27 protein-coding genes and 1 pseudogene are annotated in these 25,583 nt (G+C 63.7%); 16 read left to right on the top strand and 12 right to left on the bottom strand.

Annotated elements, in window-relative coordinates; genetic code table 11:
* Window positions 1–6 precede the first annotated feature (6 nt).
* The 5 genes from ltnD to polA all read right to left on the bottom strand — a co-directional run bounded on the left by ltnD (window position 7) and on the right by polA (window position 7,311).
* Window positions 7–897, bottom strand: a complete 891-nt coding sequence (gene ltnD, locus BPHY_RS22250) for an L-threonate dehydrogenase (RefSeq protein ID WP_012403710.1) — start codon at window positions 895–897, stop codon at window positions 7–9.
* 49 nt (window positions 898–946) lie between these two features.
* Window positions 947–1,651: a FadR/GntR family transcriptional regulator gene (locus BPHY_RS22245; RefSeq protein WP_012403709.1), complete on the bottom strand. Its 705-nt coding sequence runs from the start codon at window positions 1,649–1,651 to the stop codon at window positions 947–949.
* A gap of 362 nt (window positions 1,652–2,013) precedes the next feature.
* The gene (locus tag BPHY_RS22240; protein WP_012403708.1) at window positions 2,014–2,886 is read right to left on the bottom strand and encodes a dienelactone hydrolase family protein; all 873 of its coding nucleotides are present in this window, start codon (window positions 2,884–2,886) and stop codon (window positions 2,014–2,016) included.
* 93 nt (window positions 2,887–2,979) lie between these two features.
* A complete protein-coding gene (locus BPHY_RS22235; protein WP_012403707.1) occupies window positions 2,980–4,326 on the bottom strand; it encodes an NAD(P)/FAD-dependent oxidoreductase in 1,347 nt (448 codons plus the stop codon).
* A 237-nt stretch (window positions 4,327–4,563) separates the two neighbouring features.
* On the bottom strand, window positions 4,564–7,311 hold the full coding sequence (gene polA, locus BPHY_RS22230; protein ID WP_012403706.1) for a DNA polymerase I: 2,748 nt from the start codon (window positions 7,309–7,311) through the stop codon (window positions 4,564–4,566).
* Between the two features lies 1 nt (window position 7,312).
* Here polA and BPHY_RS22225 point away from each other — a divergent pair, with 1 nt between their 5' ends.
* Window positions 7,313–8,056, top strand: a complete 744-nt coding sequence (locus BPHY_RS22225; protein ID WP_012403705.1) for an LOG family protein — start codon at window positions 7,313–7,315, stop codon at window positions 8,054–8,056.
* Here BPHY_RS22225 and BPHY_RS22220 read toward each other — a convergent pair.
* Complete coding sequence (locus BPHY_RS22220) at window positions 8,047–8,970, bottom strand: transcriptional regulator GcvA (protein WP_012403704.1); 924 nt, start codon at window positions 8,968–8,970, stop codon at window positions 8,047–8,049. The genes BPHY_RS22225 and BPHY_RS22220 overlap by 10 nt on opposite strands.
* 98 nt (window positions 8,971–9,068) lie before the next feature.
* On the opposite strand from BPHY_RS22220, the gene BPHY_RS22215 reads away from it, so the two are divergent.
* A complete protein-coding gene (locus BPHY_RS22215; RefSeq protein ID WP_012403703.1) occupies window positions 9,069–9,677 on the top strand; it encodes a chromate transporter in 609 nt (202 codons plus the stop codon).
* Entirely contained in the window at window positions 9,674–10,204 is a 531-nt protein-coding gene (locus tag BPHY_RS22210; protein WP_012403702.1) for a chromate transporter, read from the top strand. The genes BPHY_RS22215 and BPHY_RS22210 overlap by 4 nt, the downstream gene beginning before the upstream one ends.
* 13 nt (window positions 10,205–10,217) lie before the next feature.
* Here the strand turns inward: BPHY_RS22210 and BPHY_RS22205 are convergent, their stop codons facing one another.
* Window positions 10,218–11,744 carry an AMP nucleosidase gene (locus BPHY_RS22205; protein ID WP_041765251.1) on the bottom strand — a complete coding sequence of 509 codons (1,527 nt, stop codon included), beginning with the start codon at window positions 11,742–11,744 and terminating at the stop codon, window positions 10,218–10,220.
* A gap of 220 nt (window positions 11,745–11,964) precedes the next feature.
* On the opposite strand from BPHY_RS22205, the gene BPHY_RS22200 reads away from it, so the two are divergent.
* From BPHY_RS22200 to BPHY_RS22180, 6 genes and pseudogenes are all read left to right on the top strand, one after another.
* Entirely contained in the window at window positions 11,965–12,369 is a 405-nt protein-coding gene (locus BPHY_RS22200; protein ID WP_012403700.1) for a hypothetical protein, read from the top strand.
* 142 nt (window positions 12,370–12,511) lie between these two features.
* Entirely contained in the window at window positions 12,512–13,483 is a 972-nt protein-coding gene (locus BPHY_RS22195) for a homoserine kinase (protein ID WP_012403699.1), read from the top strand.
* A 13-nt stretch (window positions 13,484–13,496) separates the two neighbouring features.
* Window positions 13,497–14,312, top strand: coding sequence for a BPSS1780 family membrane protein (locus BPHY_RS22190; RefSeq protein WP_012403698.1), 816 nt, complete (start codon window positions 13,497–13,499; stop codon window positions 14,310–14,312).
* A 153-nt stretch (window positions 14,313–14,465) separates the two neighbouring features.
* The gene (locus BPHY_RS22185; RefSeq protein WP_041765249.1) at window positions 14,466–14,921 is read left to right on the top strand and encodes a MarR family winged helix-turn-helix transcriptional regulator; all 456 of its coding nucleotides are present in this window, start codon (window positions 14,466–14,468) and stop codon (window positions 14,919–14,921) included.
* A gap of 99 nt (window positions 14,922–15,020) precedes the next feature.
* A pseudogene (locus tag BPHY_RS39710) lies at window positions 15,021–15,116 on the top strand (organic hydroperoxide resistance protein); the annotation flags it as partial.
* A gap of 159 nt (window positions 15,117–15,275) precedes the next feature.
* Window positions 15,276–16,790, top strand: coding sequence for a cryptochrome/photolyase family protein (locus BPHY_RS22180; protein ID WP_012403696.1), 1,515 nt, complete (start codon window positions 15,276–15,278; stop codon window positions 16,788–16,790).
* A 42-nt stretch (window positions 16,791–16,832) separates the two neighbouring features.
* On the opposite strand, the gene BPHY_RS39705 is transcribed toward BPHY_RS22180, so the two are convergent.
* Window positions 16,833–17,009 (bottom strand): DUF3563 domain-containing protein, encoded by a 177-nt coding sequence (locus tag BPHY_RS39705; protein ID WP_012403695.1) that lies wholly within the window; start codon window positions 17,007–17,009, stop codon window positions 16,833–16,835.
* Window positions 17,010–17,115: 106 nt separating this feature from the next.
* Window positions 17,116–18,312, bottom strand: coding sequence for an extracellular catalytic domain type 1 short-chain-length polyhydroxyalkanoate depolymerase (locus BPHY_RS22175; RefSeq protein ID WP_012403694.1), 1,197 nt, complete (start codon window positions 18,310–18,312; stop codon window positions 17,116–17,118).
* A 285-nt stretch (window positions 18,313–18,597) separates the two neighbouring features.
* Here BPHY_RS22175 and BPHY_RS22170 point away from each other — a divergent pair, with 285 nt between their 5' ends.
* From BPHY_RS22170 to BPHY_RS22155, 4 genes are all read left to right on the top strand, one after another.
* Window positions 18,598–19,329, top strand: coding sequence for a phosphatase PAP2 family protein (locus tag BPHY_RS22170; protein WP_012403693.1), 732 nt, complete (start codon window positions 18,598–18,600; stop codon window positions 19,327–19,329).
* 116 nt (window positions 19,330–19,445) lie between these two features.
* Window positions 19,446–20,225, top strand: a complete 780-nt coding sequence (gene modA, locus BPHY_RS22165) for a molybdate ABC transporter substrate-binding protein (protein ID WP_012403692.1) — start codon at window positions 19,446–19,448, stop codon at window positions 20,223–20,225.
* Between the two features lie 13 nt (window positions 20,226–20,238).
* Window positions 20,239–20,913 carry a molybdate ABC transporter permease subunit gene (modB, locus tag BPHY_RS22160; protein ID WP_012403691.1) on the top strand — a complete coding sequence of 225 codons (675 nt, stop codon included), beginning with the start codon at window positions 20,239–20,241 and terminating at the stop codon, window positions 20,911–20,913.
* A gap of 1 nt (window position 20,914) precedes the next feature.
* Window positions 20,915–21,616: an ATP-binding cassette domain-containing protein gene (locus BPHY_RS22155; protein ID WP_012403690.1), complete on the top strand. Its 702-nt coding sequence runs from the start codon at window positions 20,915–20,917 to the stop codon at window positions 21,614–21,616.
* 39 nt (window positions 21,617–21,655) lie between these two features.
* Here the strand turns inward: BPHY_RS22155 and BPHY_RS22150 are convergent, their stop codons facing one another.
* Window positions 21,656–22,486, bottom strand: coding sequence for a TOBE domain-containing protein (locus tag BPHY_RS22150; RefSeq protein WP_012403689.1), 831 nt, complete (start codon window positions 22,484–22,486; stop codon window positions 21,656–21,658).
* Window positions 22,487–22,578: 92 nt separating this feature from the next.
* The gene (locus BPHY_RS22145) at window positions 22,579–22,962 is read right to left on the bottom strand and encodes a tautomerase family protein (protein WP_012403688.1); all 384 of its coding nucleotides are present in this window, start codon (window positions 22,960–22,962) and stop codon (window positions 22,579–22,581) included.
* Between the two features lie 98 nt (window positions 22,963–23,060).
* Between BPHY_RS22145 and BPHY_RS22140 the strand changes: the two genes are divergently transcribed.
* Window positions 23,061–23,912: a LysR family transcriptional regulator gene (locus BPHY_RS22140; RefSeq protein ID WP_012403687.1), complete on the top strand. Its 852-nt coding sequence runs from the start codon at window positions 23,061–23,063 to the stop codon at window positions 23,910–23,912.
* Window positions 23,913–23,928: 16 nt separating this feature from the next.
* Here the strand turns inward: BPHY_RS22140 and BPHY_RS22135 are convergent, their stop codons facing one another.
* The gene (locus BPHY_RS22135; protein WP_041764538.1) at window positions 23,929–24,339 is read right to left on the bottom strand and encodes a hypothetical protein; all 411 of its coding nucleotides are present in this window, start codon (window positions 24,337–24,339) and stop codon (window positions 23,929–23,931) included.
* 179 nt (window positions 24,340–24,518) lie between these two features.
* Between BPHY_RS22135 and BPHY_RS22130 the strand changes: the two genes are divergently transcribed.
* Window positions 24,519–24,881: an MbcA/ParS/Xre antitoxin family protein gene (locus tag BPHY_RS22130; RefSeq protein ID WP_407671275.1), complete on the top strand. Its 363-nt coding sequence runs from the start codon at window positions 24,519–24,521 to the stop codon at window positions 24,879–24,881.
* On the top strand, window positions 24,878–25,579 hold the full coding sequence (locus BPHY_RS22125) for an RES family NAD+ phosphorylase (RefSeq protein WP_012403684.1): 702 nt from the start codon (window positions 24,878–24,880) through the stop codon (window positions 25,577–25,579). Before BPHY_RS22130 ends, BPHY_RS22125 begins: the two co-directional genes overlap by 4 nt.
* Window positions 25,580–25,583 lie beyond the last annotated feature (4 nt).

Raw genomic sequence — 25,583 nt, 5'->3', positions numbered from 1 at the left:
TCTCTTTCAGCGCTTCGCCGGCACGTCGATGCCGGGGAAAATCTTGATGACGGCCGAATCGTCTTCGCCGCCATGCCCGGCCGTCGACGCCATCATGAACATCTGATGCGCAGCCGCCGATAGCGGCAGCGGAAACTTCGAACGTCGCGCGGTATCGAGCACGAGCCCCAGGTCCTTGACGAAGATATCGACAGCGGACAGCGGCGTGTAATCGCCGTTGAGAATGTGCGGCACGCGGTTCTCGAACATCCACGAATTGCCTGCGCTGTGCGTGATCACCTCGTAGAGGGCATCGGGGTCGACGCCTTCGCGCAGACCGAGCGCCATCGCTTCCGCGGCGGCCGCGATGTGCACGCCCGCGAGCAACTGGTTGATGATCTTCACCTTGGAGCCCGCGCCGTGCACGTCGCCGAGGCGATACACCTTGCCCGCCATTGCCGCGAGCACGTCTTCGCACGCGGCATAAGCGGCGGCGGGACCGGACGTCATCATCGTCATTTCGCCCGATGCCGCGCGCGCCGCGCCACCCGAGACGGGCGCATCGAGCATCTGCAGACCGGCCGCTTCGATGCGGCGGCCGAGGTCGATTGCGAAATCGGGCGCGACGGTTGCGCAGGCGATCACCACGCCGCCGGCTTTCATCGATTTGACGGCGCCCTGTTCGCCGAACAGCACGGCTTCCGTTTGCGCTGCGTTGACGACGAGCGTGACGACCACATCGCACTGCGCGCCTAGCTCGGCGGGATTCGCGCAGGCCTTGCCGCCATCGCCGACGAACTGTTCAAGCACGTCAGGGCGCACGTCGCACGCATGCACATTGAAGCCGCCGCGCAGCAGCGAGCGCGCGACGCCCATTCCCATCGCGCCAAGACCGATCACTCCGACATTTCTGGACATACCTTTCCTCTACGAACAATGCTTCAGGCGGTGACTTGCGCGACAGGGATCAGCAGATCCCCGCTTCGCCCAGCCGACGCGCCGCGTTGTACATGTGGGTCTGCGCGGCGTTGCGCGCGGCCATCGGATCGCCGGCGCGAATCGCAGCGGCAATGGCGGCGTGTTCATCGCGAACCTGGCGCGAGAAGTCTTCGCGCAGCGACTCGTTGCGGCGCGTAACGACGGTGCCCGCTTCGAGATACTGGTTGAGGAAGGACAGCGTCTTCAGGAAATACGGATTGCCCGTCACGGCGGCAATCGCGCGATGAAACGCGACGTCCTCGGCGACGCCGTCGCGGCCTTCGGCGACGGCTTCATCGATCTTCCTGAGCGCCGCGTCGATCGACATCATGTCCGAGTCAGTGCGGCGCATCGCGGCTTCCGCCGCGACTTCGGCTTCGATCGCACGGCGCACCGCGAGGATTTGCAGGACGGAGCCGCCTTCCATCGCTTCCGCGTAGTCGATCCGCAGCGGGCGGATCGCGCCGTGTGCGGCCACGTAAACGCCGCTGCCCTGGCGCGGCTCGACGACGCCTTCATTCTTTAGACGTGAGATCGCCTCACGGATGACGGTTCGGCTGACGCCGAATTCCTGCGCCAGCACCGCTTCTGTCGGCAGCTTGCCGCCGCGGGCAAAGGTGCCTTTGTCGATTTGCGCCAGCAGCTGTTGCGCGACCGTATCGCTGAGCGCTCTGTTTGGGATTTTTTCGAACATCGAAGTTGCGTTGTCGCTTCGCAGGTTGCCATGTGATAGGGTCATCATACAAATTTGTGTTCGACTTTGGTTATGAGGAGAAACCCTATCTGTCCGCGGGGCCGGTTTTTTTACCTGCGACGCGGCCACCCACCCGATGTCGCTCGCACGTACGCCCGAAGTGCTTCACCTGCCCGGGAGACAGTCAGGGAAACATTAGGATATCGAACTAAAATAGGCGCGCAAGGTCGTGATAACGGCAACCCTGTTGCGCGCGATCAGACGAAGGCAAAACGCGGATGGCACCGAAACCGCAGAGTGAGACCCACAACGCGTGGCCCACGCCAAGAAGGCAGCAATGGCGACTGCGTCGCTGACAAAACCTACTTCACCCCATGCTCGCGAAACCATTCGAGCGCCCGCTTCCATCCATCTTCGGCATCGGCCTGCCGATAACTCGGCCGATAATCGGCAAAAAACGCATGCCCCGCATCGTCATACACGACGAACCGCGACCCGCGGCCCGCTTGCGGGCCCTGCGCGATCGCCTGCTTCATCTGTTCGAGCGAGTCCTGCGGGATGCTCTGGTCCTGTCGGCCATACAACCCCAACACAGGCACCTGAAGATCGGACACGCGATCGATCGGATTGGCCGGCGTCTCCGGCGTCTGATCGCCAGCCACGCGCCCGTACCACGCAACGGCCGCCTTCAGCCGTGGATTATGCTCGGCATACAACCACGTGATGCGCCCGCCCCAGCAGAAACCATTGATGCCCACCTTGCTCACGTCGCCGCCATGCTCGCCCGCCCACTTGAACGTCGCGTCGAGATCGGCGAGCACCTGCGAATCGGGCACCTTGCTCACGAGCTCGTCATTCAGCTGCTGCATCGACTGGAACCTGGTCGGATCGCCCTGCCGCACATAGAGGTTCGGCGCGATCGCCAGATAGCCCTGCTTCGCAAATCGCCTGCACACGTCGGCGATATGCTCGTGCACGCCGAAAATCTCGTGAACCACCAGGATCACGGGCAGATGTTTCTTGCCCTTCGGCTGCGCGCGGTACGCGGGCACCTGGGTATCGCCCGACTTGATGCTGATCTCGCCAGCCTCAAGTCCATCGCTGTCCGTGTGGATGGTCTGCGCCGACACGGGCAGCACGCACGCCGCGAAGCCGGTGCCGAGCGTCGCCTTAATGAACGTGCGCCGGTCGAAAGGAACACGGGGAATGAGACTGTCGACTTCGGGCTTCAACATGCGCTGCTCCTTGGAGAAATGACAAGGGTGAACGGCAAGGAAGGCAACAGGATACGCGCAAAGCGCATCCTGTTGCAGAAGCATCGAAATCGATCAGTGCAATTTGACGCGCGGCAGCGTCGTGCGCCGCAGCCAGTGAGCGAACGTATCGAGCACCATCCGCGCATAGCCGTGCAGCGCTGCGATATGCAGCCGGTACAGCGACATGTACATGAAGCGCGCAAACAGCCCTTCGATCAGCATGTTGCCGCCAATCACGCCGCCCATCAGATTGCCGACGGCGCTGAAGTGCCCCAGCGACACGAGCGATCCGAAGTCGCGATAGGTGAACTCCGGCAGCGGCCGGCCTTCGAGACGGTTGCCGAGCGCGCGCAGCAGGAAACTCGCCTGCTGGTGCGCGGCCTGCGCGCGCGGCGGCACGTTGCGTTCGTTGCCGGGCCACGGGCAAGCAGCGCAATCGCCGAGCGCGAAGACGTTTTCGTCGATGGCGGTTTGCAGCGTGCGGCGCACTTCGAGCTGGCCTAACCGGTTCACAGGCAGCCCGTCGAGCTGGCCGAGCACGGGCGGCGCCTTGATGCCCGCCGCCCACACGGTCAGATCGGCACGCACGGTCTTGCCGCTCGCCGTGCGGACCACGCCCGGCGCGACCTCCGCGACCGTCTCGCCGACCATCAGCTTGACGCCGAGCTTCTGCAGCAGTTCCGCTGTCGCCGTCGACACCCGCTCCTGAAGCGCCGGCAGAATGCGTGGCCCCGCTTCGATCAGCACGATGCCCACGTCATGGCGCGGATCGAGCTTGTGCAGCCCATAAGCGGACAGTACTTGCGCGGTATTGCGCAATTCGGCCGAGAGTTCGACGCCCGTCGCGCCGCCGCCCACAATCGCGACCTGGATGCGCGGCTCCGTCGACGACGCGCCAGGATTCGATTCGACGGGCTCGTGCTCCTGATGCTCGGCGCGCATGCAGGCAGCGATCAGACGTTTGCGAAAGCGCTCGGCCTGTTGGACGGTATCGAGCGCCAGCGAATATTCCGGCGCGCCTTTGACGCCGAAGAAATGCGTCGTACTGCCGATCGCGATGACGAGCGTGTCGTATTCGAGAACGCGCTCGGGCAGCAGTTCCGCGCCGTCGTCGTCGAGCACACGGCCGAGCGTGATCGTCTTCACCGTGCGGTCGATGCCGATCAATTCGCCCTGCTGGAACTCGAAACCATGCCAGCGCGCCTGCGCCGCGTACTCGAGTTCCTGCGTGAAAGGGTCCATGCTGCCCGCCGCAACTTCGTGCAGCAGCGGCTTCCAGATATGAGTCGGATAACGATCGACCAGCGTCACCTGCGCTAGCGGCGCGCCGTCGCGCTTCCTGCGTGCGTAACGATCGCCGAGCCGCGTGGCCAGTTCCAGGCCCCCCGCGCCTCCACCTACGACGACAAAACGATGCATCAGAACTCTCCGTATTGACCGATAAAGTTGTGCGTCGATGCGGCACGCGTCGCGCGAGTGCGGCCGCTTTTTGGTTTTTATTCGCGTTCTGTCGATTGTCGGCGAGCAAGGGGACAAGTCACAAGCCTGTCAAAACCAACTGTGACATGCGAGCGACGTTATCCCATTGACCTGAAGAAGCAACAATGCTGTGTCAGGGTGGCATGCGAAGCGCGACGGACATGCCACTGCGGTCTTTCAGTGCGCTTCCTCCCAGTTCGCGCCTGCGCCCACTTCGGCGACAAGCGGCACCTTCAGTTGCGCAACACCGCACATCAGTTCCGGCAAGCGCTTGCGCACGTCGGAGAGTTCGTCGTCCGGCACTTCGAGAACCAACTCGTCGTGTACCTGCATGATCATGCGCGTGCGGATTCCCGATTCTTCGATCCACTTCTGCACCGCGATCATCGACAGCTTGATCAGGTCGGCGGCCGTACCCTGCATCGGCGCGTTGATCGCCGCACGTTCCGCAGCCTGGCGGCGCGGGCCGTTGCCGCCGTTGATCTCGGGCAGCCACAGCCGGCGGCCGAACACCGTTTCGACGTAGCCCTTCATTTTCGCGCTGGTGCGCGTGTTTTCCATGTATGCGGCCACGCCCGGGTAACGCGCGAAATAGCGGTCGATATACAGCTTCGCCGCATCGCGCGTGATGCCCAGGTTGGACGCGAGCCCGAACGAACTCATCCCATAGATCAGGCCGAAGTTGATCACCTTCGCGATGCGCCGCTGATCGTTCGACACTTCGAGCGGCGTCACACTGAACACTTCCGAAGCCGTGGCGCGGTGGATGTCTTCGCCCTGCTTGAACGCACGCAACAGCGCTTCGTCGCCGGAGATGTGCGCCATGATGCGCAACTCGATCTGCGAGTAGTCGGCCGACACGAGCTTGTGTCCCGGCGGCGCGATGAACGCCTCGCGAATGCGCCGGCCTTCGCCCGTGCGCACGGGAATGTTCTGCAGATTCGGATCGTTCGATGCGAGGCGCCCCGTCACCGCGACGGCCTGCGCATAGTTCGTATGCACGCGGCCCGTGCTCGCGTTGACCATGCGCGGAAGCTTGTCGGTGTAGGTCGACTTCAGCTTCGACAGCCCGCGGTGCTCGAGGATCGTCTTCGGCAGCGGATAGTCTTCCGCAAGCTTTTGCAGCACCTCTTCGTCGGTGGAAGGCGCGCCGCTCGGCGTCTTCTTCACGACGGGCAGTTCGAGCTTCTCGAAGAAAATCTGGCCGATCTGCTTCGGCGAGCCGAGATTGAATTCGCCGCCCGCGAGGTCATACGCCTGCCGCTCCAGTTCGACGAGACGCGTCGCGATCTCGTTGCTTTGCACGCGCAGCTTTTCGACGTCGATCAGCACGCCGTTGCGCTCCATCTTGCGCAGCACACGCGACGTCGGCACTTCGATGTTGCGGTACACGTGATCGAGCGGCACTTCGGAAGCGATCTGCGGATACAGCGTCTGATGCAAACGCAACGTGATGTCGGCATCTTCCGCTGCGTATTCGGAAGCCTTGTCGAGCGCCACTTCGTCGAAACCTATCTGCGACGCGCCCTTGCCCGCCACATCCTCGTACTTGATCGTCTTAAGACCGAGATGACGCAGTGCGAGGTTGTCCATGTCGTGCGGACGATGCGACTCGAGCACGTACGACTGCAACAGCGTGTCGTGCTCGATGCCGTCCATCGTAATGCCGTAGTTCGCGAGTACCTGCTCGTCGTACTTCAGATGCTGGCCGACCTTCTTTTTGTCGCGGCTTTCGAGCCACGGCTTGAGCTTCGCGAGCACTTCGTCGCGCGGCAACTGGACGGGCGCATCCGGCCCGTGATGCGCGACGGGAATATACGCAGCCTTGCCCGCTTCGACGGCAATCGAAATGCCGACGATCTGCGCGACCATCGGATCGAGCGACGTCGTTTCCGTATCGAACGAGGTGATCTCGGCATGATCGATTTTTTCGAGCCACGCGTCGAACTGTTCCCAGGTCTGCACGGTGTCGTATTCGCGCGCGCCGTCGCCTTCCACGGTGGGCGCGGGCGGCACGTCGGTCTCGGGGCCTTCGACGGCATCGGCGACTTCAACTTCACGCAGCCACGTCTTGAAGCCATGACGCGTGAACACGTCGCGCAGTTCTTCGCGCGACTCGGGCCGCGTCGGGAGCGTATCCGCGAACGAGGTCACATGTTCCGTCAGATCGCAATCCGTTTCGACCGTGACGAGCTTTCTCGCCATAGGGAGAAAGTGGAGCGCGCGCCGCAGATTGTCTCCTACCGCACCTTTGATTTCATCTGCATGTGCGACGATGCCATCGAGGGTGCCGAATTGCGTGAGCCATTTGATCGCCGTTTTCGGACCGCATTTCTCCACGCCGGGCACGTTGTCGACGGTATCGCCGATCAGCGACAGGTAATCGACGATGCGCTCGGGCGGCACGCCGAACTTCGCCACGACGCCTTCGCGGTCGAGCTTCTCGTTCGTCATCGTATTGATGAGGGTGACATGATCCGTCACGAGCTGCGCCAGATCCTTGTCCCCAGTGGATACGATCACGTTCATGCCGCGCGCTTCCGCGCGCTTCGCAAGCGTGCCGATCACGTCGTCGGCTTCGACGCCGTCGATCATCAGGAGCGGCCAGCCGAGCGAGCGCACGGCGACGTGAATCGGCTCGATCTGTCTCGCGAGATCGTCGGGCATCGACGGACGGTTCGCCTTGTATTGCGGATACCAGTCGTCGCGAAACGTCTTGCCTTTGGCATCGAACACGCACGCGCTATACTCTGCCGTAACCTCCTTGCGCATACGGCGCAGCATGTTGATGATCCCGTAGAGCGCCCCCGTTGGCCCGCCATCGGGACCGCGCAAATCAGGCATCGCATGGTAGGCCCGGTACAGATAACTCGAACCGTCAACCAATAGCAGGGTCTTACCATCCAGGTTCTGTTCTTCAGGCATTATGACTAAGAGAAAAGTGATTCCGAGTCTGCGATCGCTCGCAGATCAAGAGCGCGCAACAGCCAAGAAGGCCCGCGCATCGTGGCAGATGTTCACGATTATGGCAGAGTTTATCGAGGCGACCGAGTACCTGTCGGAGATCCGGCCGGCCGTGAGCATCTATGGTTCGGCGCGTCTGAAACCGAACTCGCCGTACTACAAACTGGCCACCACAATCGCGCGCAAGCTCTCCGATGCGGGCTTCGCGGTCATCTCCGGCGGCGGCCCCGGCATCATGGAAGCGGCCAACAAAGGCGCGCATGCCGGCAAGGCGCCGTCCGTCGGCCTGAATATCGAGTTGCCGCACGAGCAGTCCGGCAACCAGTGGCAGGACATCTCGCTGCGCTTCCGTCACTTCTTCACGCGCAAGGTCACCTTCGTGAAGAACTCGGATGCCGTGATCGTGATGCCGGGCGGCTTCGGCACGCTGGATGAACTGGCGGAAGTCCTCACGCTCATTCAGACGAAAAAGTCGCGCCATGTGCCCATCATTCTGGTCGGCGCGGAGTTCTGGAAGGGGCTGCTCGCGTGGTTCGAGTCGCAGCTGGTGCCGATGGGCCTCATCAATCCCGACGACATGAACCTGATGCAGGTGATCGACGATCCCGACCAGGTGCTCGAAGCGGTGCTCGCGTTCTACGAAGAGCGCGAAGAGCCGGAGGCGCATCCCGCGAAGTCGGACGAAGACCGGATGTTCTATCTGTGATCGTCTGATGCACGGTCGGCGAACGGTGCACGCGCATCGTTTGCCGCCTGCGCTTCGAGCCAGCGGCAGAACTGCTCGACGAGCGGCGCATTCGCCACCTCGCGCCGCGCGACCCACCAGTAACCGCGCGCATCGATGCGCGGTCCGTCCAGCGGCGTGACGAGCCGCCCCGACTTCAGTTCATCGTCGACGAGCGGCAACGGTCCAAGCGCGACGCCCAGCCCATCCACGGCCGCCTGCAACGCAAGATAGAAATGGTCGAACGACTGCTTCTTGCGGCACTTCGCCTTGACGCCCGCAGCCTGCAGCCAGTGATGCCATGCGTCCGGCCGCGTATCCGAATGCAGCAGTACGTGACGCGCGAGATCGTCGGCGCTGTGAATAGGCGTGCGTTGCAGCAACGCCGGACTGCATACCGGGATTTCGATCTCTTCCAGAAACCGTCCGCTCGCGCAATTGGGCCAGTGCGCAGGCCCGCGCCGCACGGCGACGTCAAAGCTCTCCAATGTCTCGACGGGCGCATTCGAGGTCGCGAGCCGCAACTCGACGTTCGGCGCCATCCGCTGAAACTGCGACAGCCTCGGCAATAGCCACTTCATTGCGAAAGTAGGCAGCGCATTGACCCGCAGCACATGCACGACGCCCGTGTCGCGCAACTGATCGGTCGCGGCCGCGATGCTGTCGAACGCCGCCTGAATCTTCGACACGTAGCGCCGGCCGTCTTCCGTGAGCCGCACGCGCTTGCCATTGCGATGAAAGACCTGCACGCCAACCCACGCCTCGAACGCGGCAACCTGCCGGCTGATCGCACCGTGCGTCACATGGAGTTCGTCTGCGGCAGCCGTGAAACTGTCGTGCCGCGCCGCGGCTTCGAAGGCTCGCAGCGCCGGAAAGGGAGGAAGCTTGCGGTTCATCCTTGTGATTCTAGATCACAAAGATTTGCCCAAGAAATCGTTTTGAGGGCGGGTCGAACGGCGCTAATCTTCACAGCTTGTACTGGATAGTGAACATCATGGATCAGCACACCGACGCGACGGAGCACGCGCCCGCTCCGACCACGCGCGAAATCTTCATGGGCTTTCTGGGCCTTGGGCTCACCTCGTTCGGCGGCGCGCTGCCGCTGGCGCGGCGAACCATCGTCGACCAGCACCGCTGGCTGAACGCCGCCGAGTTCACCGATCTGCTCGGCCTGTGCCAGTTCCTGCCGGGCGGCAATGTGATCAATCTGTCGGTGGCACTCGGCATGAAGTTTCGCGGCTGGCGCGGCGCGCTGGCGGGCATACTCGGACTGATCGCCGGGCCTTCGCTGGTCGTGATCGCGCTCGGCGTGCTATACGAACATACGCAGAACGATCCGCACATCAAGCATCTGTTCGCCGGCCTGGCTGCTGCGGCGGCGGGGCTGCTCGTCGCGATGGCCGTCAAGATCCTGATGCCGCTGCGACACGACCCGCGCGCCGCAACGATCGCTGCACTCGGTTTCGTCGCGATCGCACTGCTGCGCTTCCCACTGTTGCCGACGATGCTCGTGCTGACGCCGCTCAGCATCTTTATCGCATCGCGCGTGGAACGGACGAAGGCGGCGAGCGCAAGTGCGCGTCACAAGGGGGTGTCGAAATGATCGAAACGCTGATCGCGCTCGCCGTCATTTTCAGCCAGCTTTCGCTGCTCGCCTTCGGCGGCGGCAACACCATCCTGCCAGAGATGCAGCGCCAGGTCGTCGAAGTGCATCACTGGATGCCGGCCACCGAGTTCAGCGCGCTCTTCGCACTGGCGCAGGCCGCCCCCGGACCGAACATGATGGTCGTCACACTGGTCGGCTGGCATGTGGCCGGCTGGGCGGGGATGCTGGTGACGTCGCTGGCGAAGTTCGGGCCGTCGTCCATCGTGACGATCCTCGCGATGCATGCGTGGAACCGCTTTAAGGACCGCCCGTGGCGGCGCGTCGCGCAGAAAGGACTCGTGCCTGTCACAGCCGGGCTCGTCGCCGCGAGTGCAATGCTGATCGCACGTTCGTCGGATACGTCCTGGCTTGCGTGGGCGATCACGGGTGTGTGCGCGGCGCTTGGATTCAAGACGCGCATTCACCCGTTGTGGCTGCTGGGAGGCGGCGCGTTGGCAGGGCTCATCGCCCTCCCGTACTTCTGACGCGCGCTGACGCTTACTGAAACGCCACTTCCGCAAAACTGCGCAGCTTCCGGCTATGCAGTTTATGCAAGCCGTTGGTGCGCAGAATCTCCATCGCTTTCACGCCGATCTGCAGATGCTGATCGACTTGCGCGCGATAAAACTGGTCCGCCATGCCCGGCAGCTTCAACTCGCCGTGCAAGGGCTTGTCCGACACGCATAGCAGCGTGCCGTACGGCACGCGAAACCGGAAGCCGTTCGCGGCAATGGTCGCGCTTTCCATGTCGAGCGCGATTGCGCGGCTTTGCGACAGACGCAGCACCGGCTCTCGATGATCGCGCAGTTCCCAGTTGCGGTTATCGACGCTCGCCACGGTCCCCGTGCGCATCACGCGCTTCAGTTCGGCGCCGTCGAGCTGCGTGACCTGCGCCACTGCCCGCTCGAGCGCGACCTGCACTTCGGCGAGCGCCGGAATCGGCACCCACAGCGGCAGATCGTCGTCGAGCACGTGATCCTCGCGCACGTAGCCGTGCGCGAGCACGTAGTCGCCGAGACGCTGCGTATTGCGCAGCCCTGCACAATGGCCGAGCATGATCCACGCATGCGGACGCAGCACCGCGATGTGATCGGTGATCGTCTTCGCATTCGACGGCCCGACGCCGATATTGATCATCGTGATGCCGCTGCCGTCCGCGCGCTTCAAGTGATACGCAGGCATCTGCGGCAGCCGCGGCGGCGCGTGGCCCTCGTCTTCCTGCTCGCCGAGATTCGCGTTGTACGTGGTCACGTCGCCCGGTTCGACGAACGACGTGTACTCGCTGCGGTACGCGCGCAGATCCGCGTCGTCGGTCTTCGTCATCATCGTGCGGCCGAGCTTCACGAATTCGTCGATATAGAACTGGTAGTTTGTGTACAGCACGTAGTTCTGGCAATGCGTCGGCGACGTAGCCGTATAGTGCTTGAGCCGGTGCAGCGAGAAGTCGACGCGCGCCGCCGTGAAGAGTGCGAGCGGATGTGGCTCGCCCGGCAGCGGCTCATAGGTGCCGTTGACAATGCGGTCGTCGAGCAGCGCGAGATCGGGCGCGTCGAACACGTCGCGCATCGCCAGCAGGCGCTCGCGGTCCAGGTCGCCTTCGAGGTGAATGCCTTCGGCGAATGCGAAGTGAATGGGAATGGGTTGATCGGACACACCCACTTCCACCGACACATGATGGTTCTTCACCAGCAGGCGCAATTGCTCGCGATAGTAATTGCCGAACAGATCGGGCCGCGTGACCGTCGTTTCGAACACGCCCGGACCCGCGACGAAGCCGTACGAACGGCGTGAGTCGACATGCGTGTTGGTCTCCGTGCGCACGCGCACGAACGGATAGCACGCGCGCACGCGCCGGTCGAATGGCTCGTTGCGGCGGTAGCGCGCAAACGCGTCGCGCAGGAACGACGTGTTCGCTTCATAGATCGCGGACAGGCGCGTGACGGCGTCGGCTGCGTCGTCGAAGGCCTCGGTCGGGAACGCATTGACGGGCACGTGCACCGCGCGTTGATTGGTCTCGTAGTTCATCTTCGTTCGCCTCGATTGATGCAACGACATTACCACGGAACCCCTGCTCGCCGATGACATGGTGCCCGCTCATCGACAGTTTTACGCGGTGCCTGCCACGCAGCGGCGCGCTTTCTGCAGGTCGCGCGGGAAGCGCGCAAAATAAGGCGATCGCCCATGACTCGCGCCCGTTGGCAGCAGTGGATTTGCTAGAATTGGGCCACCTAATCGGAGAAACACCATGAAGCCGCTCTTCCCCGTCGCAGTTGCGCTGATGCTGGCCGTCAGCGGCGTCGCGATGGCTGCCCAGCCTGCCCCGTCCGCCCAAGACAAGGCAGCCGCAGACGCTCAAGCCGAAGCCAACGAACGGGCCGGCCTGCCGGATCTGAGAGCGATCAACCGTCCCGCGGCCGAAGTCAGCTCGAAAGTCGAGATCAACCAGCCGCGCACGCCGAGCTTCTACGAACGCAGCGGCAACGGCACTGAAATCACCGAATACCGCGACAAGGGCAAGCCCGTCGAAATCGACGTGCGCTCGAACTTCGGCACGCGCTACCAGATGAGCGCGCCCGCGGATACGTCGCCGCGCGTCTACGAATCCGGCAAGCCGCCCGCGCGCCTGCCGTCCGTGAACCTGCATTACTGATCCAACCGGGCCGGCGCGCCGTCGCAGGACGCGCGCCGGCTTTGCGTCGACCCCAAGCGCCCTCACGACGCTCTTAACCCGCTTGTCCCGACTTGCCACTGGCATGACGCCAGCCGATCAACCTGAATCGACGCCCCCACGCATGGCCGTTTTCACCGCTGTCACCGAAGCCCAACTCGCAGATTGGATGCGCCACTACGATCTCGGCGAAGTCGTCGAATTTCGCGGCATTACATCCGGTATCGAGAACAGCAATTTCTTTCTGACGACCACGCGCGGCGAGTACGTCCTCACGATCTTCGAAAAGCTGACGGCCCAGCAGTTGCCGTTCTATCTCGATCTGATGCGCCATCTGGCCTCGCATCGCGTGCCCGTGCCGGACCCGATGCCGCGCGACGACGGCGCGCTGTTCGGCATGCTCAACGGCAAGCCCGCGACCATCGTCACGAAGCTCGACGGCGCGCCAGAGCTGGCGCCGGGCGCCGCGCACTGCGTCGAAGTGGGGCAAATGCTCGCACGTCTGCACCTTGCTGGACGCGACTTCGCACATCATCAGCCGAATCTGCGGAGCCTGCCGTGGTGGCAGGAAACGGTGCCGAGCATCGCGCCGTTTCTGTCGGATGCGCGGCGCACCCTGCTCACGGAAGAACTCGCGCATCAGCAGGCGTTCTTCGCGTCGGCCGATTACGCGTCACTGCCCGGAGGCCCCTGTCATTGCGATCTGTTCCGCGACAACGTGCTGTTCGCGCACGCGGCGCCCGGCACGCATCATGAGGTGGAACTGGGCGGCTTCTTCGATTTCTACTTCGCGGGCTGCGACAAGTGGCTTTTCGACGTCGCCGTCACCGTGAACGACTGGTGCGTCGACCTTGCCACGGGCAAGCTCGACGAAGCGCGCGTCGAAGCCATGTTGCGCGCCTATCAGACGGTTCGCCCGTTCACACCCGCCGAAGCCCGGCACTGGGGTGACATGTTGCGCGCGGGTGCGTATCGTTTCTGGGTGTCGCGCCTGTATGATTTCCATATGCCGCGCGCCGCCGAACTGCTCAAGCCACACGACCCCGGCCATTTTGAACGCATCCTCCGCGAGCGTCTCGCGGGCGCCGCACTCTAAGCACTCACAGCTCATGCAACTGATCGAAGTTCCGGCGAAAACCGGCTACGTGTGGTTCCGGCAAGGCATCTGGCTTTTTCGCAGGAATCCGCTTGCGTTTCTGACGCTGTTCTTCGCGTACCTGCTCGCGATGACGGCGATTTCGCTGATTCCCATCATCGGCGGCGTGCTTCCGCTGATGCTGATTCCGGGCGTCGCCGTCGGCTTCATGGCGGCGTGCCGCGACACGATCGCGGGCAAGCCGGTGCTGCCCACCATTCTCGTCGACGGCTTCCGCTCATACGGCAGCCAGGTCGCGAAGCGCCTGCTGCTGCTCGGCGTGCTGTACATCATCGCGATGGCCGTCGTGCTGACGGGCTCCGCGCTCGCGGACGGCGGCATGCTGCTGCATCTGATGATCAGCGGCGAGTCGATGCAGCCGGAAGCCGTCGCCAATAGCGACATTCCGCTTGCCGTGCTGACGGCGCTCGCCTTCTACGTGCCCGTCGCGATGCTGTTCTGGTTCGCGCCCGTTCTCACCGCATGGCACGACGTGCCGACCATCAAGGCGATGTTCTTCAGCATCGTCAGCTGCTGGCGCAATCGCGGCGCGTTCCTCGTGTACGGTGCGCTGTGGTTTGCCGTCGCGACGACTGTCTCGATCGGACTGTCCTGGCTGCTTCAGGCGATGGGCGCGGGAGATCTCGCGCTGGTGATCCTGATGCCCGCGTCGATCATCGTCACGACGATGCTCTATTGCTCGTTCTACGCGACGTATCGCGGCTGCTTCGGCGTGCAATCGCCCGGCCAGCCGCTCACTTCCGACTCTTCCTCTTCGCCCTCGCCCTGAGCGGCAGCGCCGGCTATGCCGGTTGAACCCGCGCCGGGCAAGCGGCGCGGGCTTCGTGCGCTACGAGGTGAAGCACCGATGCCATGCGCCGAATTTTTCGGCACAATAGTTTGCACGCAATCCATTCGCACGCATCGCTTCAAGGGGATGCCCATGACCCAGCGCACCGCCTTTCCCGCCACGCTCGATCAGCAACTCTGCTTCGCGCTCTATTCGACGTCCCTTGCGATGACGAAAGCCTATAAGCCGATTCTCGACCGGCTCGGCCTCACCTACCCGCAGTATCTGACGATGCTCATCCTGTGGGAAAGCGACGACGTTACCGTAAAGGACATAGCCGCGCGCCTGAACCTCGATTCGGCGACGGTGACGCCGTTGTTGAAGCGGCTCGAAGCGCAAGGGTATATCGAGCGCGCGCGCGGCACCGAAGACGAGCGGCTCGTGTTCGTCCGGCTGACGAAATCGGGCGTCACGCTCAAGCGCAGTGCGCGCGACGTGCCGAAAGAAATCTTTTGCGCGACCCAGCAACCTCACGACTTTCTCGTGCGGCTGCGCGACGATCTCCAGCAATTGCGCGGCACGCTAATCGACTACCTCGAACGTGATTGATCGAGCGCGCGTTCGCGCTACTGTGTCGACCGGCATTTTAGTTTGCACACTAATTATTGGTTCAACAAGTTTATGCCCGTACCAGTTCGACTGGCCCACGCAGCCGCCCAGGATCTCGTCAACGCCGCGGATCAGCTTTTCCCGTACTCGAACGCGACGCGCGGCAACGTCGACGTGCGCGTGAAGATCGTCTGATCTGCGGGCTTAACTTGCGTTCCTTCTTGGGCAGCGCCCGCCTTTCGCGCGAAAGGCGGGCGCTGCTTCATTTTTGCGTCGGTTCAAGGCGCGCCGGGCATTGGGTTTGCACGCGACGGACACTATCATCGACGGTCCTTTCGTCCTCGTCGCCATCACATGACCCGCGCCTACCAACTCGATGCACACTTCAAGAACGGACTCGTGTGGTTTCGCCGCGATCTGCGCACGGGCGACAACGCGGCTCTGTATTACGCGCTCCGACATTGCGAGCGGGTCTGGTGCGCGTTCGTGTTCGACACGACCATTCTTCAGCCGCTGATCAACTGGGCGCACCGGCGCAATGCTCACGCCGGCAAGGTGCAGGACGCACGGATCGAGTTCATCCTCGCGTCTGTCGAGGAGCTCGACCGCTCGCTGGAGGAAGGCGGCGGCGCACTGATCGTGCTGCACGGCGATCCCGTCGATGCGATCCCAAAGCTCGCCGCTCAGCTCCCCGTCGATGCGGTCTTCACCAACCACGACTACGAGCCAAGCGCCATCGAACGCGATGAGACAGTCGCCGATCGTCTGCGCGCCGATGGACGGCGGTTGCTTACGTTCAAAGATCAGGTGATTTTCGAGCGCGACGAACTGCTCAACGGCCAGCGCAAGCCTTTCGCCGTGTTCACGCCTTACAAAAACGCGTGGCTCAAGCAACTGACGCCGTTCGATCTGAAGCCCTATCCCGTCGAACGCTATTCGCAAAGTCTTGCGCGTCCGCCGCGCACGCTCGATCACGCATGGCCGACGCTCGCGAAAATGGGCTTCGCGCCAGGCAAACTGGCTGAGACAGAACTGCAGGCAGGCATGAGCGGCGCGCAGGCGCGGCTCGAAGATTTTCTGACGCGCATCGACAGCTACGCCGAGCGACGCGACTTACCCGCCGCACGCGGCACAAGTCATCTCTCGGTGCATTTGCGCTTCGGCACGGTTTCGATCCGCACGCTCGCGCGGCTCGCGCACGAAATGTCTCTGCGGCCAGGGGGCCAAGGGGCCGCCACGTGGCTGTCGGAACTGATCTGGCGGGACTTCTACTTCATGATCCTCGCGCATCATCCGCATATCGCGAAACGTGAGTCGTTCAAGCGCGAGTTCGACGCGCTGCGCTGGGAAACGGGCAAAGACGCCGATGCGCTGTTCGCCGCGTGGTGCGACGGACGCACGGGCTACCCGCTCGTCGACGCCGCGATGCTGCAACTGAACCGAACCGGCTTCATGCACAACCGTCTGCGAATGGTGACGGCCAGCTTTCTGGTGAAGGATCTGGGAATCGACTGGCGGCGCGGCGAGCGCTACTTCGAGGAAAAACTCAACGACTTCGACTTTTCTGCGAATAACGGCGGCTGGCAATGGGCGGCATCGACGGGCTGCGACGCGCAACCCTGGTTCCGGATTTTCAACCCGGTGACGCAATCGGAGAAATTCGATTCGCAAGGGCTCTTTATCAAGCGCTTCTTGCCGGAACTGGGGAAGGTGCCCGCGAAGTGGATTCACGCGCCGTGGCAGGCAGATCCCGACGACCTGGAGGATTGGGGCGTGGTGCTGGGGAAAGACTACCCGCACCCTGTCGTCGAACATGCAAAAGCGCGACAGCAAACTCTGGCGCGCTATGGCGTGTTGCGCTCGCGCTGAGCGTCTTTCATGGCCAGCTGTTGCGCCGGCCCGACCTGCCGATTAGTGCTGGCTCATCCACGACGGCTGGCGCAGTTGCGCTTCGCGGTCGATCTTGCGCATGCGGAATTCCAGATCGTACAGGTCAGTAGCTTCGGCGAGGTAGGCGTCCTGCTGCTCTTTGACGCGCTGGTCGTAGGACTTCGTCAGAAACAGGAAAAGGCGGCTGATCAGATACATGGTGAACCTCGAATTTGGCGTTTGGTGACTGACACCTAGGGATAACCCCTATTATAGGGAAAACCCTAGGCATGTACCAGCGCTAAATTCGAAATGTGGCAATTTGTCAACTAGCGCGCTGCCGGGCGCTCTCCGCGGTGCGAGAAACGGGCCGCGCCGACTCGGCCCGGCGTTGGTGCCGGAAGAAGTCCCATAACAGACTCGAAGCATCCGGTCCCTTCGACGAGTGAAACGGTACCGCGTCGTCGCCGCCACTCCACGCGTGGCCGAGCCCGTGGACGCGGCAAAGACGCACGATGCGTCGTCCGCCGCGCGTGTAATCGCGTGTCGTGACGGTCGCCTTGCGGTCTTCCTTGACGTCGCCGACCTTGCGCACGCCTTGCGCATCGACGATGCCGTTCAGCCGCAGGAACTGCTCGGTCAGTTGCTCGGCGTTGACGGGCGCCACAACGCGATCCGCCTCGCCCTGCAAAATGATGGCGGGCATGCCGGGATAGGCCGTCACGTCCGCGACGGCATCGACGAGCGCGACGGGGTCCTGCCGTGTGCCCCGGCGCATTACGTCCATGGCGGTGATGCCGGAGTGCGCTTCGCCGAACGCGGGGCCCGAATGCAATGCAACAGCCGCGAAATGCTCAGGAAAGTGCAGCGCCAGCAGCGAGGTGAGTCCCGCGCCTGCCGAGATGCCCGCCACATAGATACGCTCGCGGTCGAAACCGTGCGTTTCGACGAGCGCATCGACCAGCGATACCACGGCGCGCGCTTCTGCCCGCCCGGCGCGGTCGGTATCGTCGTACCAATGCCAGCAGCGATGCGCGTGCGCGTGCTTCGACTGCTCGGGATACACGACGGCAAAGCCATAGCGGTCGGCGAGCAGGTTCATACGCGTGCCTTCGGCGAACTCGTCGATCGATTGGGTACAGCCATGCAGCATCACGATCAGCGGCGCGCGCTTGACGGGCTTGCCGGCGGGCAGATACAGCCCGTATTGCAGATGATTGACGAGGCTGCCGGGCGCGGCGGGCGCGGAGTGGAACGAGCGGGTCCACGAACCGCTCGCCCAGGCGGCGGCACGCGGCCGCACGCGCGATTCGCGGGTACCGCGCTGCGGCACGTCGCGGGTGACGGTCGGGCGAATCTTCGCAGACGGCTTCGCGACCGTCTGCGCAGGGCGTGTCGCGCTACGGGTCGAGGTCCGTTTGGGTTTGGGCTTGCGCTTCAGCGTCGCTTGAACATGCTCCGATTGAATCGCGAACAGGCGTTTCAGGCCGCCGAGCCAGATCTTCGTGAGGCTTTTTGGCATAGATTTTCTCGCAAATAGGGATCGATGCTGTCTGCGGGCAGGCAGACTTGTGCAATGCACAATAACATCAATCTCCGTGCGATGCCGACATCAACGGAGCCTGTTTTCGGAGAAAGCTCGCCGCGACGGGCTTTCCATCTGATGATTTCCGAATTGTCCTAGCATCTGTCAGTTTTCGCGTTTTCGGTTGGCGTCTGCGACGGAACTGCTACCCCTATACTTATAGAATACGCGCGAGTCGCACGAGATTGCGCCCGGAACACAAGTCTTCAATCCCAACTGCCCATGTCTCACCTCCCGTCTCACTTCTGGTATCTGATTACGAACTTCGGCGGCGCCGGCCTGACGCTGCCGCTCGCCTTCGCTATCGCGTTGTGGCTGGCCGTCGGCTATTCGTGGCGGCTCGCGGCTGGTTGGCTGTTCCTGCTCGGCGTAGCCATTGCCTTTGTCACAGCGACGAAAATCGCTTTCCTGGGCTGGGGTATCGGCGTGCGCGTATGGGATTTCACCGGCCTGAGCGGACACTCGATGTTCGCCACCGCCGTCTTCCCCGTGGCGGCCTTTCTCGTGCTGCTGTCCGCGCCCCCCGCCGTGCGCGTGGCCGGCGTGGTCCTCGCGCTGCTGGGCGGCGCGACAGTCGGTCTTTCGCGCGTCGTCATCGAAGCGCACTCGCCGTCGGAAGCGATCACCGGCTGCCTCGTGGGCGCGCTCGCGGCGCTGGTGTTCGTTCGTATCGCGTGGAATGCGACGCCGCCGGGACGCCTGCCCGTCGCGCCCGTCGTGGTGAGCCTGATGGTTCTCACGCTCGGCCTGCACAAGCTTCATCTGCCCACCCAGCGCTGGGTCACGCATATCGCGCTGAAAGTTTCCGGCCACGACCGGCCGTTCGTGCGCGCGCGCTGGAAGGGGCTGCGCGACATCGAGAGCCCGGCTTCACCTGCTTCACCTGCTTCGCCCGTCGCGCCGTTGCAGAAAACGCGCAACGTCGCATTGCCGCTACCCGATTCCGACGCATAAAAACACATGAAATGGGCAAGCTTGCGCGCCATATGTTCAACATGTCCGGCGCTGTAACCAGACATATATTACGATGGCGTTTTCAACACTCCCGGTTGATCCGGCGCCACGCTGACATGTCCCTTCCGTCGATGATCCGCTTTGTAAAACCTGGCCTGCTCGTCGCGAGCGCGATTTCGTTTGCGTTCGGCGCACAGGCACGCGCCGACGAGCTGGTCGTGTCGGCGGCCGCCAGCCTGACCAACGCGTTCAAGGCCGTCGGCGATGCCTATGAGAAGGAACGTCCGGGCACCAGACTGCTGTTCAACTTCGGCGCCTCCGACGTGCTGATGCAGCAGATCGTGAAGGGCGCGCCCGCCGACGTATTTGCGTCCGCCGACCAGAAAGCAATGGACAAGGCCGCCGGGCAAAACGTGATCGTGCCGTCGACGCGCAAGGACTTTGCCGCGAACTCGCTCGTGCTGATCGTGCCGACCGACAGCAAGCTCGCGCCGTCGAATCTGAACGAACTGACCTCGGCGAGCGTCAGGCGCATTGCGTATGGCGACCCGGCATCCGTGCCCGTCGGCCGCTACACGGAAGGGGCGCTGAAGGCGGCGGGCGTATGGGATTCAGTCAGCAGCAAGGGCGTGCTCGCGTCGAATGTGCGCCAGAGCCTCGATTACGTGTCGCGCGGTGAAGTCGACGCCGGTTTCGTGTTCGGCAGCGACGCCGCCGTGATGCCCGGCAAGGTCAAGGTCGCGCTGACCGTGCCGACGACGACGCCGATCCGCTATCCGATCGCGCAGGTCGAAGGCAGCAAGCATGCCGCCGACGCGCAGTCGTTTATCGCCTTCGTGCTGTCGCCGGCGGGCCAGGCCGTGCTGGCGAAGTACGGCTTCCGGCCGGCGCACTGAGCCGCTCGCCGACATGGAACAGGCCTTGATCCCGCTGATGCTGTCGCTGAAAGTCGCGGGCTGGGCGACTGCGCTGAACATTGTGTTCGGCGTCGCGGCCGGCTTCGGCTTGTCGCGCTGGCGCTCGGGCGCGCGCGATCTGATCGATTCGCTGCTGACGCTGCCGCTCGTGATGCCGCCGACGGTGCTCGGCTATTACCTGCTCGTGCTGCTCGGCCGGCGCGGCTTGGTCGGCGCGTGGCTCGACCGCTTCGGTATCCAGCTTGTGTTCACGTGGCAAGGCGCGGTGATCGCGTCGATGGTCGTCGCGTTTCCGCTCGTGCTGAAGTCGGCGCGGGCCGCGTTCGAATCCGTCGATCCACAACTGGAGCGCGCCGCGCGCACGCTCGGGGTCAGCGAAACGGCGCTCTTCTTTCGCGTGACGCTGCCGCTCGCGTCGCGCGGCATTCTCGCGGGCGCGCTGCTCGCGTTTGCACGTGCGCTCGGCGAGTTCGGCGCGACGCTGATGATTGCGGGCAATCTGCCTGGCCGCACACAGACACTTTCCGTGGCCGTCTATGCCGCCGTGCAAGCGGGCGACGACAACACGGCTAATTTCCTTGTGCTCGTGACCTCGGTCACCTGCGTCGTGATCCTGGTGCTGGCCGGCCGGCTCGTACCGCAACATTCGCTGATGACGTCCCGCTGACATGCCGCTCACCGTCGATATCCGCAAGACTCTGCGCTCCGCCGAACGCGAGTTCAGGCTGGACGTGTCGTTCACGGCGACCTCGCAGCGCATGGTGCTGTTCGGGCCGTCGGGCGCGGGCAAGAGCCTGACGCTGCAGGCGATCGCCGGGCTGCTGCGTCCCGACGAAGGCCAGATCGTGCTGCAGGGCGACGCGCTGTTTGACAGCGCACGCGGCATCGACCAGAAGCCGCAGGCGCGCCGTCTCGCGTATCTGTTTCAGGACTACGCGCTGTTTCCGCATCTGAATGTGCGGCAGAACATCGGTTTCGGGATGCACACAGGCTGGCTGAATCCGGGGCGGCGCTTTTCGTATCCGCAGATCGACTACTGGCTCGATGCGCTCGATTTAAAAGACGTGGCTGGTCTTTATCCGACGCAGCTTTCGGGGGGACAGAAGCAGCGCGTGGCGCTGGCGCGGGCGCTGGTCGCGCAGCCGCGCCTGCTGCTGCTCGACGAGCCGTTCTCTGCGCTCGATCACGCACTGCGCGCGCGCATGCGGCGCGAACTGTCGGACCTGCAAACGCAGCTCGATATTCCGATGCTGTTGATTACGCACGATCCCGACGATGTCGCCGCATTCGGCGATCAGGTCGTGCAGGTATATGACGGCAGTGTGCGTCAGAACGTGCCGTTCAAGGGCTATCCGCGGACGGTTTCGTGACGGTCCTTAGAGGCCGTCAGGCGTCAGGCCGTTACGCCGTTAGGCCGTTACGCCCAGAATCACGCTCGACGCCTTGAACGCGGCCACGAGCACCTGCCCTTCGGCAACGCCTAATTCCGCGACGCTTTCGTTCGTGACGACCGACGTCACGACGGCACCGCCTTCCAGCGTCAGCGACACTTCCGCATTCAGCGCTCCACGCTGCACGACCGACACCGTCCCGCGCAACCGGTTGCGCGTCGAAAGCCGGTCCGACGTGCCGTCGTCGGCGACCAGCAGCACCGACGACGCCTTCACGAGCGCCACCGCTTCCGCGCCGACCGCCAGCGCGAGCGTCTCCGTGCTTTCGTGCGTGACGATGGCGACGACGCGCTGTCCGCCGGGCAGCGCCAGCGCGATCTCGTCGTTGACGGTGCCGCGCTGGATCGCGCTGACCTTGCCGTACAACTGGTTGCGCGCGCTCGTCTTCATACCGATGCGGCCGATCAGTTGCCAGTCGTCGGAGAAACGGGCGATCGCCGCGCCCGCGCGCTCCAGAAACAACCGATGCTCACGGTCGACGGCGCGAAACGTGTCGATCAGCGTCAGCGCGCGCGGCGTCAGCGTCGTGCCGCCGCCACCCTTGCCGCCCGTCGAACGGATGACGAGCGTTTCGCCCGCGAGGTTGTTCATCGCATCGACGGCATCCCACGCGGCCTTATAGCTCATGCCGACGGCTCTGGCACCTGCGGTGATCGATCCCGTCTCGCCGATCGCCGCCAGCAGCGCGATGCGCTGCGCGCCCCCAAGCGCCTGCTCGCCGGAGCGAAACCAGACGGAGCCGCCAAACTGCAAAGGGTCGTGGGATGTGTCGTTGTTATCGGATGTCATGGCTCGCGTACGCGTCGGCTGACGAACGGATGAAGGTGTGGGCCATTATAGCGACGCCACCTTCGCCACCTTCGCCCGACGCGCGCGAACGCTCACAGCGCGTATTGCGCGATCCCGTTGCCGAACGACCAGTTCTCCTTCAGCACCTCGACAAGGTTGATAAACACGTCCTCTCGCCGTACGCCCGGATATTCCGCGAGATTATCCACGATGCGCTTGTAGAGGGCCTTCTTCTGCTCCTGCGTGCGCGAGTTGGTCACGGTGAGCTGGATCAGCACGAAATCGTCGCTGCGCTGGATGTCGAGGTAATTACGGTTGTAGACGAAGTTGCTCTCGTCCTGCTCGCTGATGACCATGAAGATGTCGTCCTCGGGCACATTGAACTCGGCGATCAGCGCGCGCTGGATGCCTTCCGTAAGCGCCTGACGATATGCGGCCGGCTTGCCGGCGCGAAGTGCGATGCGGGTGAGAGGCATGTCGAACTCCTGTGAATGAAGAGCAAGTGCGTTCAGATTAGCTCGGGGGTATCATGTTGAACAGACATAGCTGCATATTTCATCTATTTTCATCTGAAATGAAAGTGCTCGACCTCGATGCTGTGCGCGCGTTCGTACTCGTCGCCGACCTGCGCAGCTTCACGCGCGCCGCCGATGCGCTCGACACCACGCAATCCGCCGTCAGCCTGAAGCTGAAGCGGCTGGAAGCGCACATCGGCAAGCAGTTGCTGGAGCGCACGCCGCGCGTGGTGCGGCTGTCGGCGGATGGCGAGGCGTTTCTCGACGGCGCGCGCAACCTGTTAGGCGCGCACGACCGGGCGCTCGGCGCGTTATCGGCTCAGAAGCGGCGGCTCGTGCTGGGTTTGAGCGAGCACGTGGCGGGAGCCGACCTCGCTGCACTGCTCGCGCGCGTGAATGCGCACGATCCCGCGCTGGTGCTGGAACTGCACATGGGATCGTCGGTGCCGCTGTTGCAGCAGTTCGACGAACGGCGGCTCGACGCCGTGGTTGTGCGCTATGAACCGGACGAGGTGCCGCGCGACGACGGCCAGCTGCTCTTCACCGAACCATTGTCATGGCTCGCGAGGCCCGACTGGCAGCCGCGCGCGGGCGAGCCTTTGCCGCTCGCGCTGCTCGCCGCGCCTTGCAACGTGCGCTCGGTTGCGCTGCGTACGCTGGACGGTGCGGGCATCGCGTGGCGCGAGGCGTTCATCGGCGGTGGCGTGCAGGCTGTGGGCGCGGCGGCAGCGGCGGGACTGGCCGTGTCGCCGCTGGCAAAGCGCGTCGCGCCGCGCGGGCTCGTGGATTCTGGCGCACGCCTCGGTTTACCGACGTTGCCGGAATCGCGCGTGGTGCTGCATTCGCGGGTGCGCGACGCACGCTCGATCGAATCGTTGCGGCTCGTGACGAACGGACTGAGCGCCCAGTGAGCGCATCGGTGCGGGTTTAGTGGAGGATGGGCGGAAGGTCTCGCGGCGTCGAGCCGTTGCCCGGTTGAATGGCCGGACTTGCCGCGGCCTGCGTGGGCTTCGCCGCTGCCGGCCCAGGCTTTGCTGCTGCCTCAGACGGTTTGGCGTGTGTGGCCTTGACGCCCGTCGCGTGCCAGCTTTTGACGGCAGCGCCATGTGGCTCGCTCGACTTCGACTTCGATTTCGCTTTCGTCTTAGCGGGCGCAACGGGCTTCGCCACAACAGCCTTCGCGTGCGGCGCGGACGCCTTCGCATGCGGGGCGTGCTGCGCGCGCTGAGCGCCGCGCGCCGCTTCGGGCGGATTCCACACTTCCTTGTACTCTGCCTGCGCCGCCATTGACGCGCACAACAAAACCATCGTCACCCACACCTTGGAACGCAGCGACACCGCAGTCTCCGTGCAAAAGCTCAAGGCGCGGATTATACAACCGTACTTGCATTAATCCATAAATGGACTAATATTTCTTAAAAGTTCAACTAAGGACTCCAATCATGTCTTCCGCCGCCCACTATTCGAGCGCTGAACGACGGCTGCGACGCCCTCCCGCCGAACCTTCCGTGGCGGACATGTCCGCCGCCGGTCTGCGCGCGTTCTTCAAGATCGCCAGCGCCTGGGAACTGAGCACCGATGAGCAGATCAAGTTGCTCGGCTCGCCCGGCCGATCCACGCTGTTTAAATGGCGGCAGGAGCCGCAAACTGCGCGCCTCAGCCGCGACACGCTGGAGCGGCTGTCGCTTTTGCTGGGCATTTACAAGGCGCTGCAAATCCTGCTGCCGCAACCCGCCGCAGCCGATGCGTGGGTCAAGCGGCCCAATGACGCGCCGCCGTTCGGCGGCCGTCGTGCGCTCGACCGCATGCTGGCGGGCAACATCAGCGACCTCGTGGCCGTGCGCCAGTATCTCGACGCAATGCGAGGCGGCTGGGCGTGACAGAACCACAATGGCAAGACAACTGGCGCGTGACGTCGCTCGCCTGGACGCCGGCGTATCGCGTGATTCCCACTCGCTTTCCCGCCGTCAATCTGTTTGACCGCGTCGCATCGCCCGAAGATTTCGAGGCGCTCTACGCGCTGGAGGCGATGACCAATGACCGGGTGCGCACCGAGATCGGCGATCTTGATCTGGTGCCGCGCGAAGAAAGGCGATTCGGTCCGGGGTACGGGCCGATCATGGCCGCACTTACGCATCTGAACCCGCAGGGCAGCCGTTTTTCGGACGGCACCTACGGCGTGTTCTACTGTGCGCGTTCGCGCGAAACGGCGATCGCTGAGACGCGCTATCACTCGGGCCTGTTTCTCGCCGCCACCCGGCAGCCGCCGATGCGCCAGCAGATGCGTCTTTACACGGTGATGGCGCAAGGCGACGTGGTGGATCTGCGCGGCGCGGAGTCGGTGGATGCATCGGTGTTGTCGCCGAACGACTACGCGCCTGGCCAGGTGCTCGGCCGCGCGGCGCGCGAGGCGGGCGCGCCGGGCATCGTTTACCCGTCGGTGCGGGACGCTTCGGGCGAATGTCTCGCCGCGTTCAAGACGACGCTGCTGCGCGACTGTCATCACGCGGCGTATCTCGAGTACAACTGGAACGGCAGCGCCGTCGACATGGTCTTCGAATTGAACCAGGTGGGATGACGGT

Origin of the sequence: Paraburkholderia phymatum STM815 (assembly GCF_000020045.1) — a bacterium.
GTDB lineage: Bacteria > Pseudomonadota > Gammaproteobacteria > Burkholderiales > Burkholderiaceae > Paraburkholderia > Paraburkholderia phymatum.
The sequence above is the reverse complement of the archived record's forward strand: the minus strand, read 5'-3'. Positions and strand labels throughout refer to the sequence as shown.

Bases quoted from the DNA above. Each gene is read 5' to 3' on its own strand.
- BPHY_RS22235 (WP_012403707.1), bottom strand. From the start codon at position 4,326: ATGCATCGTTTTGTCGTCGTAGGTGGAGGCGCGGGGGGCCTGGAACTG.
- BPHY_RS22245 (WP_012403709.1), bottom strand. From the start codon at position 1,651: ATGTTCGAAAAAATCCCAAACAGAGCGCTCAGCGATACGGTCGCGCAA.
- modA (WP_012403692.1), top strand. From the start codon at position 19,446: ATGTCCCTTCCGTCGATGATCCGCTTTGTAAAACCTGGCCTGCTCGTC.
- BPHY_RS22190 (WP_012403698.1), top strand. From the start codon at position 13,497: ATGCAACTGATCGAAGTTCCGGCGAAAACCGGCTACGTGTGGTTCCGG.
- BPHY_RS22200 (WP_012403700.1), top strand. From the start codon at position 11,965: ATGAAGCCGCTCTTCCCCGTCGCAGTTGCGCTGATGCTGGCCGTCAGC.
- BPHY_RS39705 (WP_012403695.1), bottom strand. From the start codon at position 17,009: ATGTATCTGATCAGCCGCCTTTTCCTGTTTCTGACGAAGTCCTACGAC.
- BPHY_RS22170 (WP_012403693.1), top strand. From the start codon at position 18,598: ATGTCTCACCTCCCGTCTCACTTCTGGTATCTGATTACGAACTTCGGC.
- BPHY_RS22150 (WP_012403689.1), bottom strand. From the start codon at position 22,486: ATGACATCCGATAACAACGACACATCCCACGACCCTTTGCAGTTTGGC.
- BPHY_RS22215 (WP_012403703.1), top strand. From the start codon at position 9,069: ATGGATCAGCACACCGACGCGACGGAGCACGCGCCCGCTCCGACCACG.
- BPHY_RS22195 (WP_012403699.1), top strand. From the start codon at position 12,512: ATGGCCGTTTTCACCGCTGTCACCGAAGCCCAACTCGCAGATTGGATG.
- BPHY_RS22140 (WP_012403687.1), top strand. From the start codon at position 23,061: ATGAAAGTGCTCGACCTCGATGCTGTGCGCGCGTTCGTACTCGTCGCC.
- BPHY_RS22220 (WP_012403704.1), bottom strand. From the start codon at position 8,970: ATGAACCGCAAGCTTCCTCCCTTTCCGGCGCTGCGAGCCTTCGAAGCC.
- BPHY_RS22205 (WP_041765251.1), bottom strand. From the start codon at position 11,744: ATGAACTACGAGACCAATCAACGCGCGGTGCACGTGCCCGTCAATGCG.
- polA (WP_012403706.1), bottom strand. From the start codon at position 7,311: ATGCCTGAAGAACAGAACCTGGATGGTAAGACCCTGCTATTGGTTGAC.
- BPHY_RS22210 (WP_012403702.1), top strand. From the start codon at position 9,674: ATGATCGAAACGCTGATCGCGCTCGCCGTCATTTTCAGCCAGCTTTCG.
- BPHY_RS22130 (WP_407671275.1), top strand. From the start codon at position 24,519: ATGTCCGCCGCCGGTCTGCGCGCGTTCTTCAAGATCGCCAGCGCCTGG.
- ltnD (WP_012403710.1), bottom strand. From the start codon at position 897: ATGTCCAGAAATGTCGGAGTGATCGGTCTTGGCGCGATGGGAATGGGC.
- BPHY_RS22145 (WP_012403688.1), bottom strand. From the start codon at position 22,962: ATGCCTCTCACCCGCATCGCACTTCGCGCCGGCAAGCCGGCCGCATAT.
- modB (WP_012403691.1), top strand. From the start codon at position 20,239: ATGGAACAGGCCTTGATCCCGCTGATGCTGTCGCTGAAAGTCGCGGGC.
- BPHY_RS22240 (WP_012403708.1), bottom strand. From the start codon at position 2,886: ATGTTGAAGCCCGAAGTCGACAGTCTCATTCCCCGTGTTCCTTTCGAC.
- BPHY_RS22155 (WP_012403690.1), top strand. From the start codon at position 20,915: ATGCCGCTCACCGTCGATATCCGCAAGACTCTGCGCTCCGCCGAACGC.
- BPHY_RS22175 (WP_012403694.1), bottom strand. From the start codon at position 18,312: ATGCCAAAAAGCCTCACGAAGATCTGGCTCGGCGGCCTGAAACGCCTG.
- BPHY_RS22180 (WP_012403696.1), top strand. From the start codon at position 15,276: ATGACCCGCGCCTACCAACTCGATGCACACTTCAAGAACGGACTCGTG.
- BPHY_RS22185 (WP_041765249.1), top strand. From the start codon at position 14,466: ATGACCCAGCGCACCGCCTTTCCCGCCACGCTCGATCAGCAACTCTGC.
- BPHY_RS22225 (WP_012403705.1), top strand. From the start codon at position 7,313: ATGACTAAGAGAAAAGTGATTCCGAGTCTGCGATCGCTCGCAGATCAA.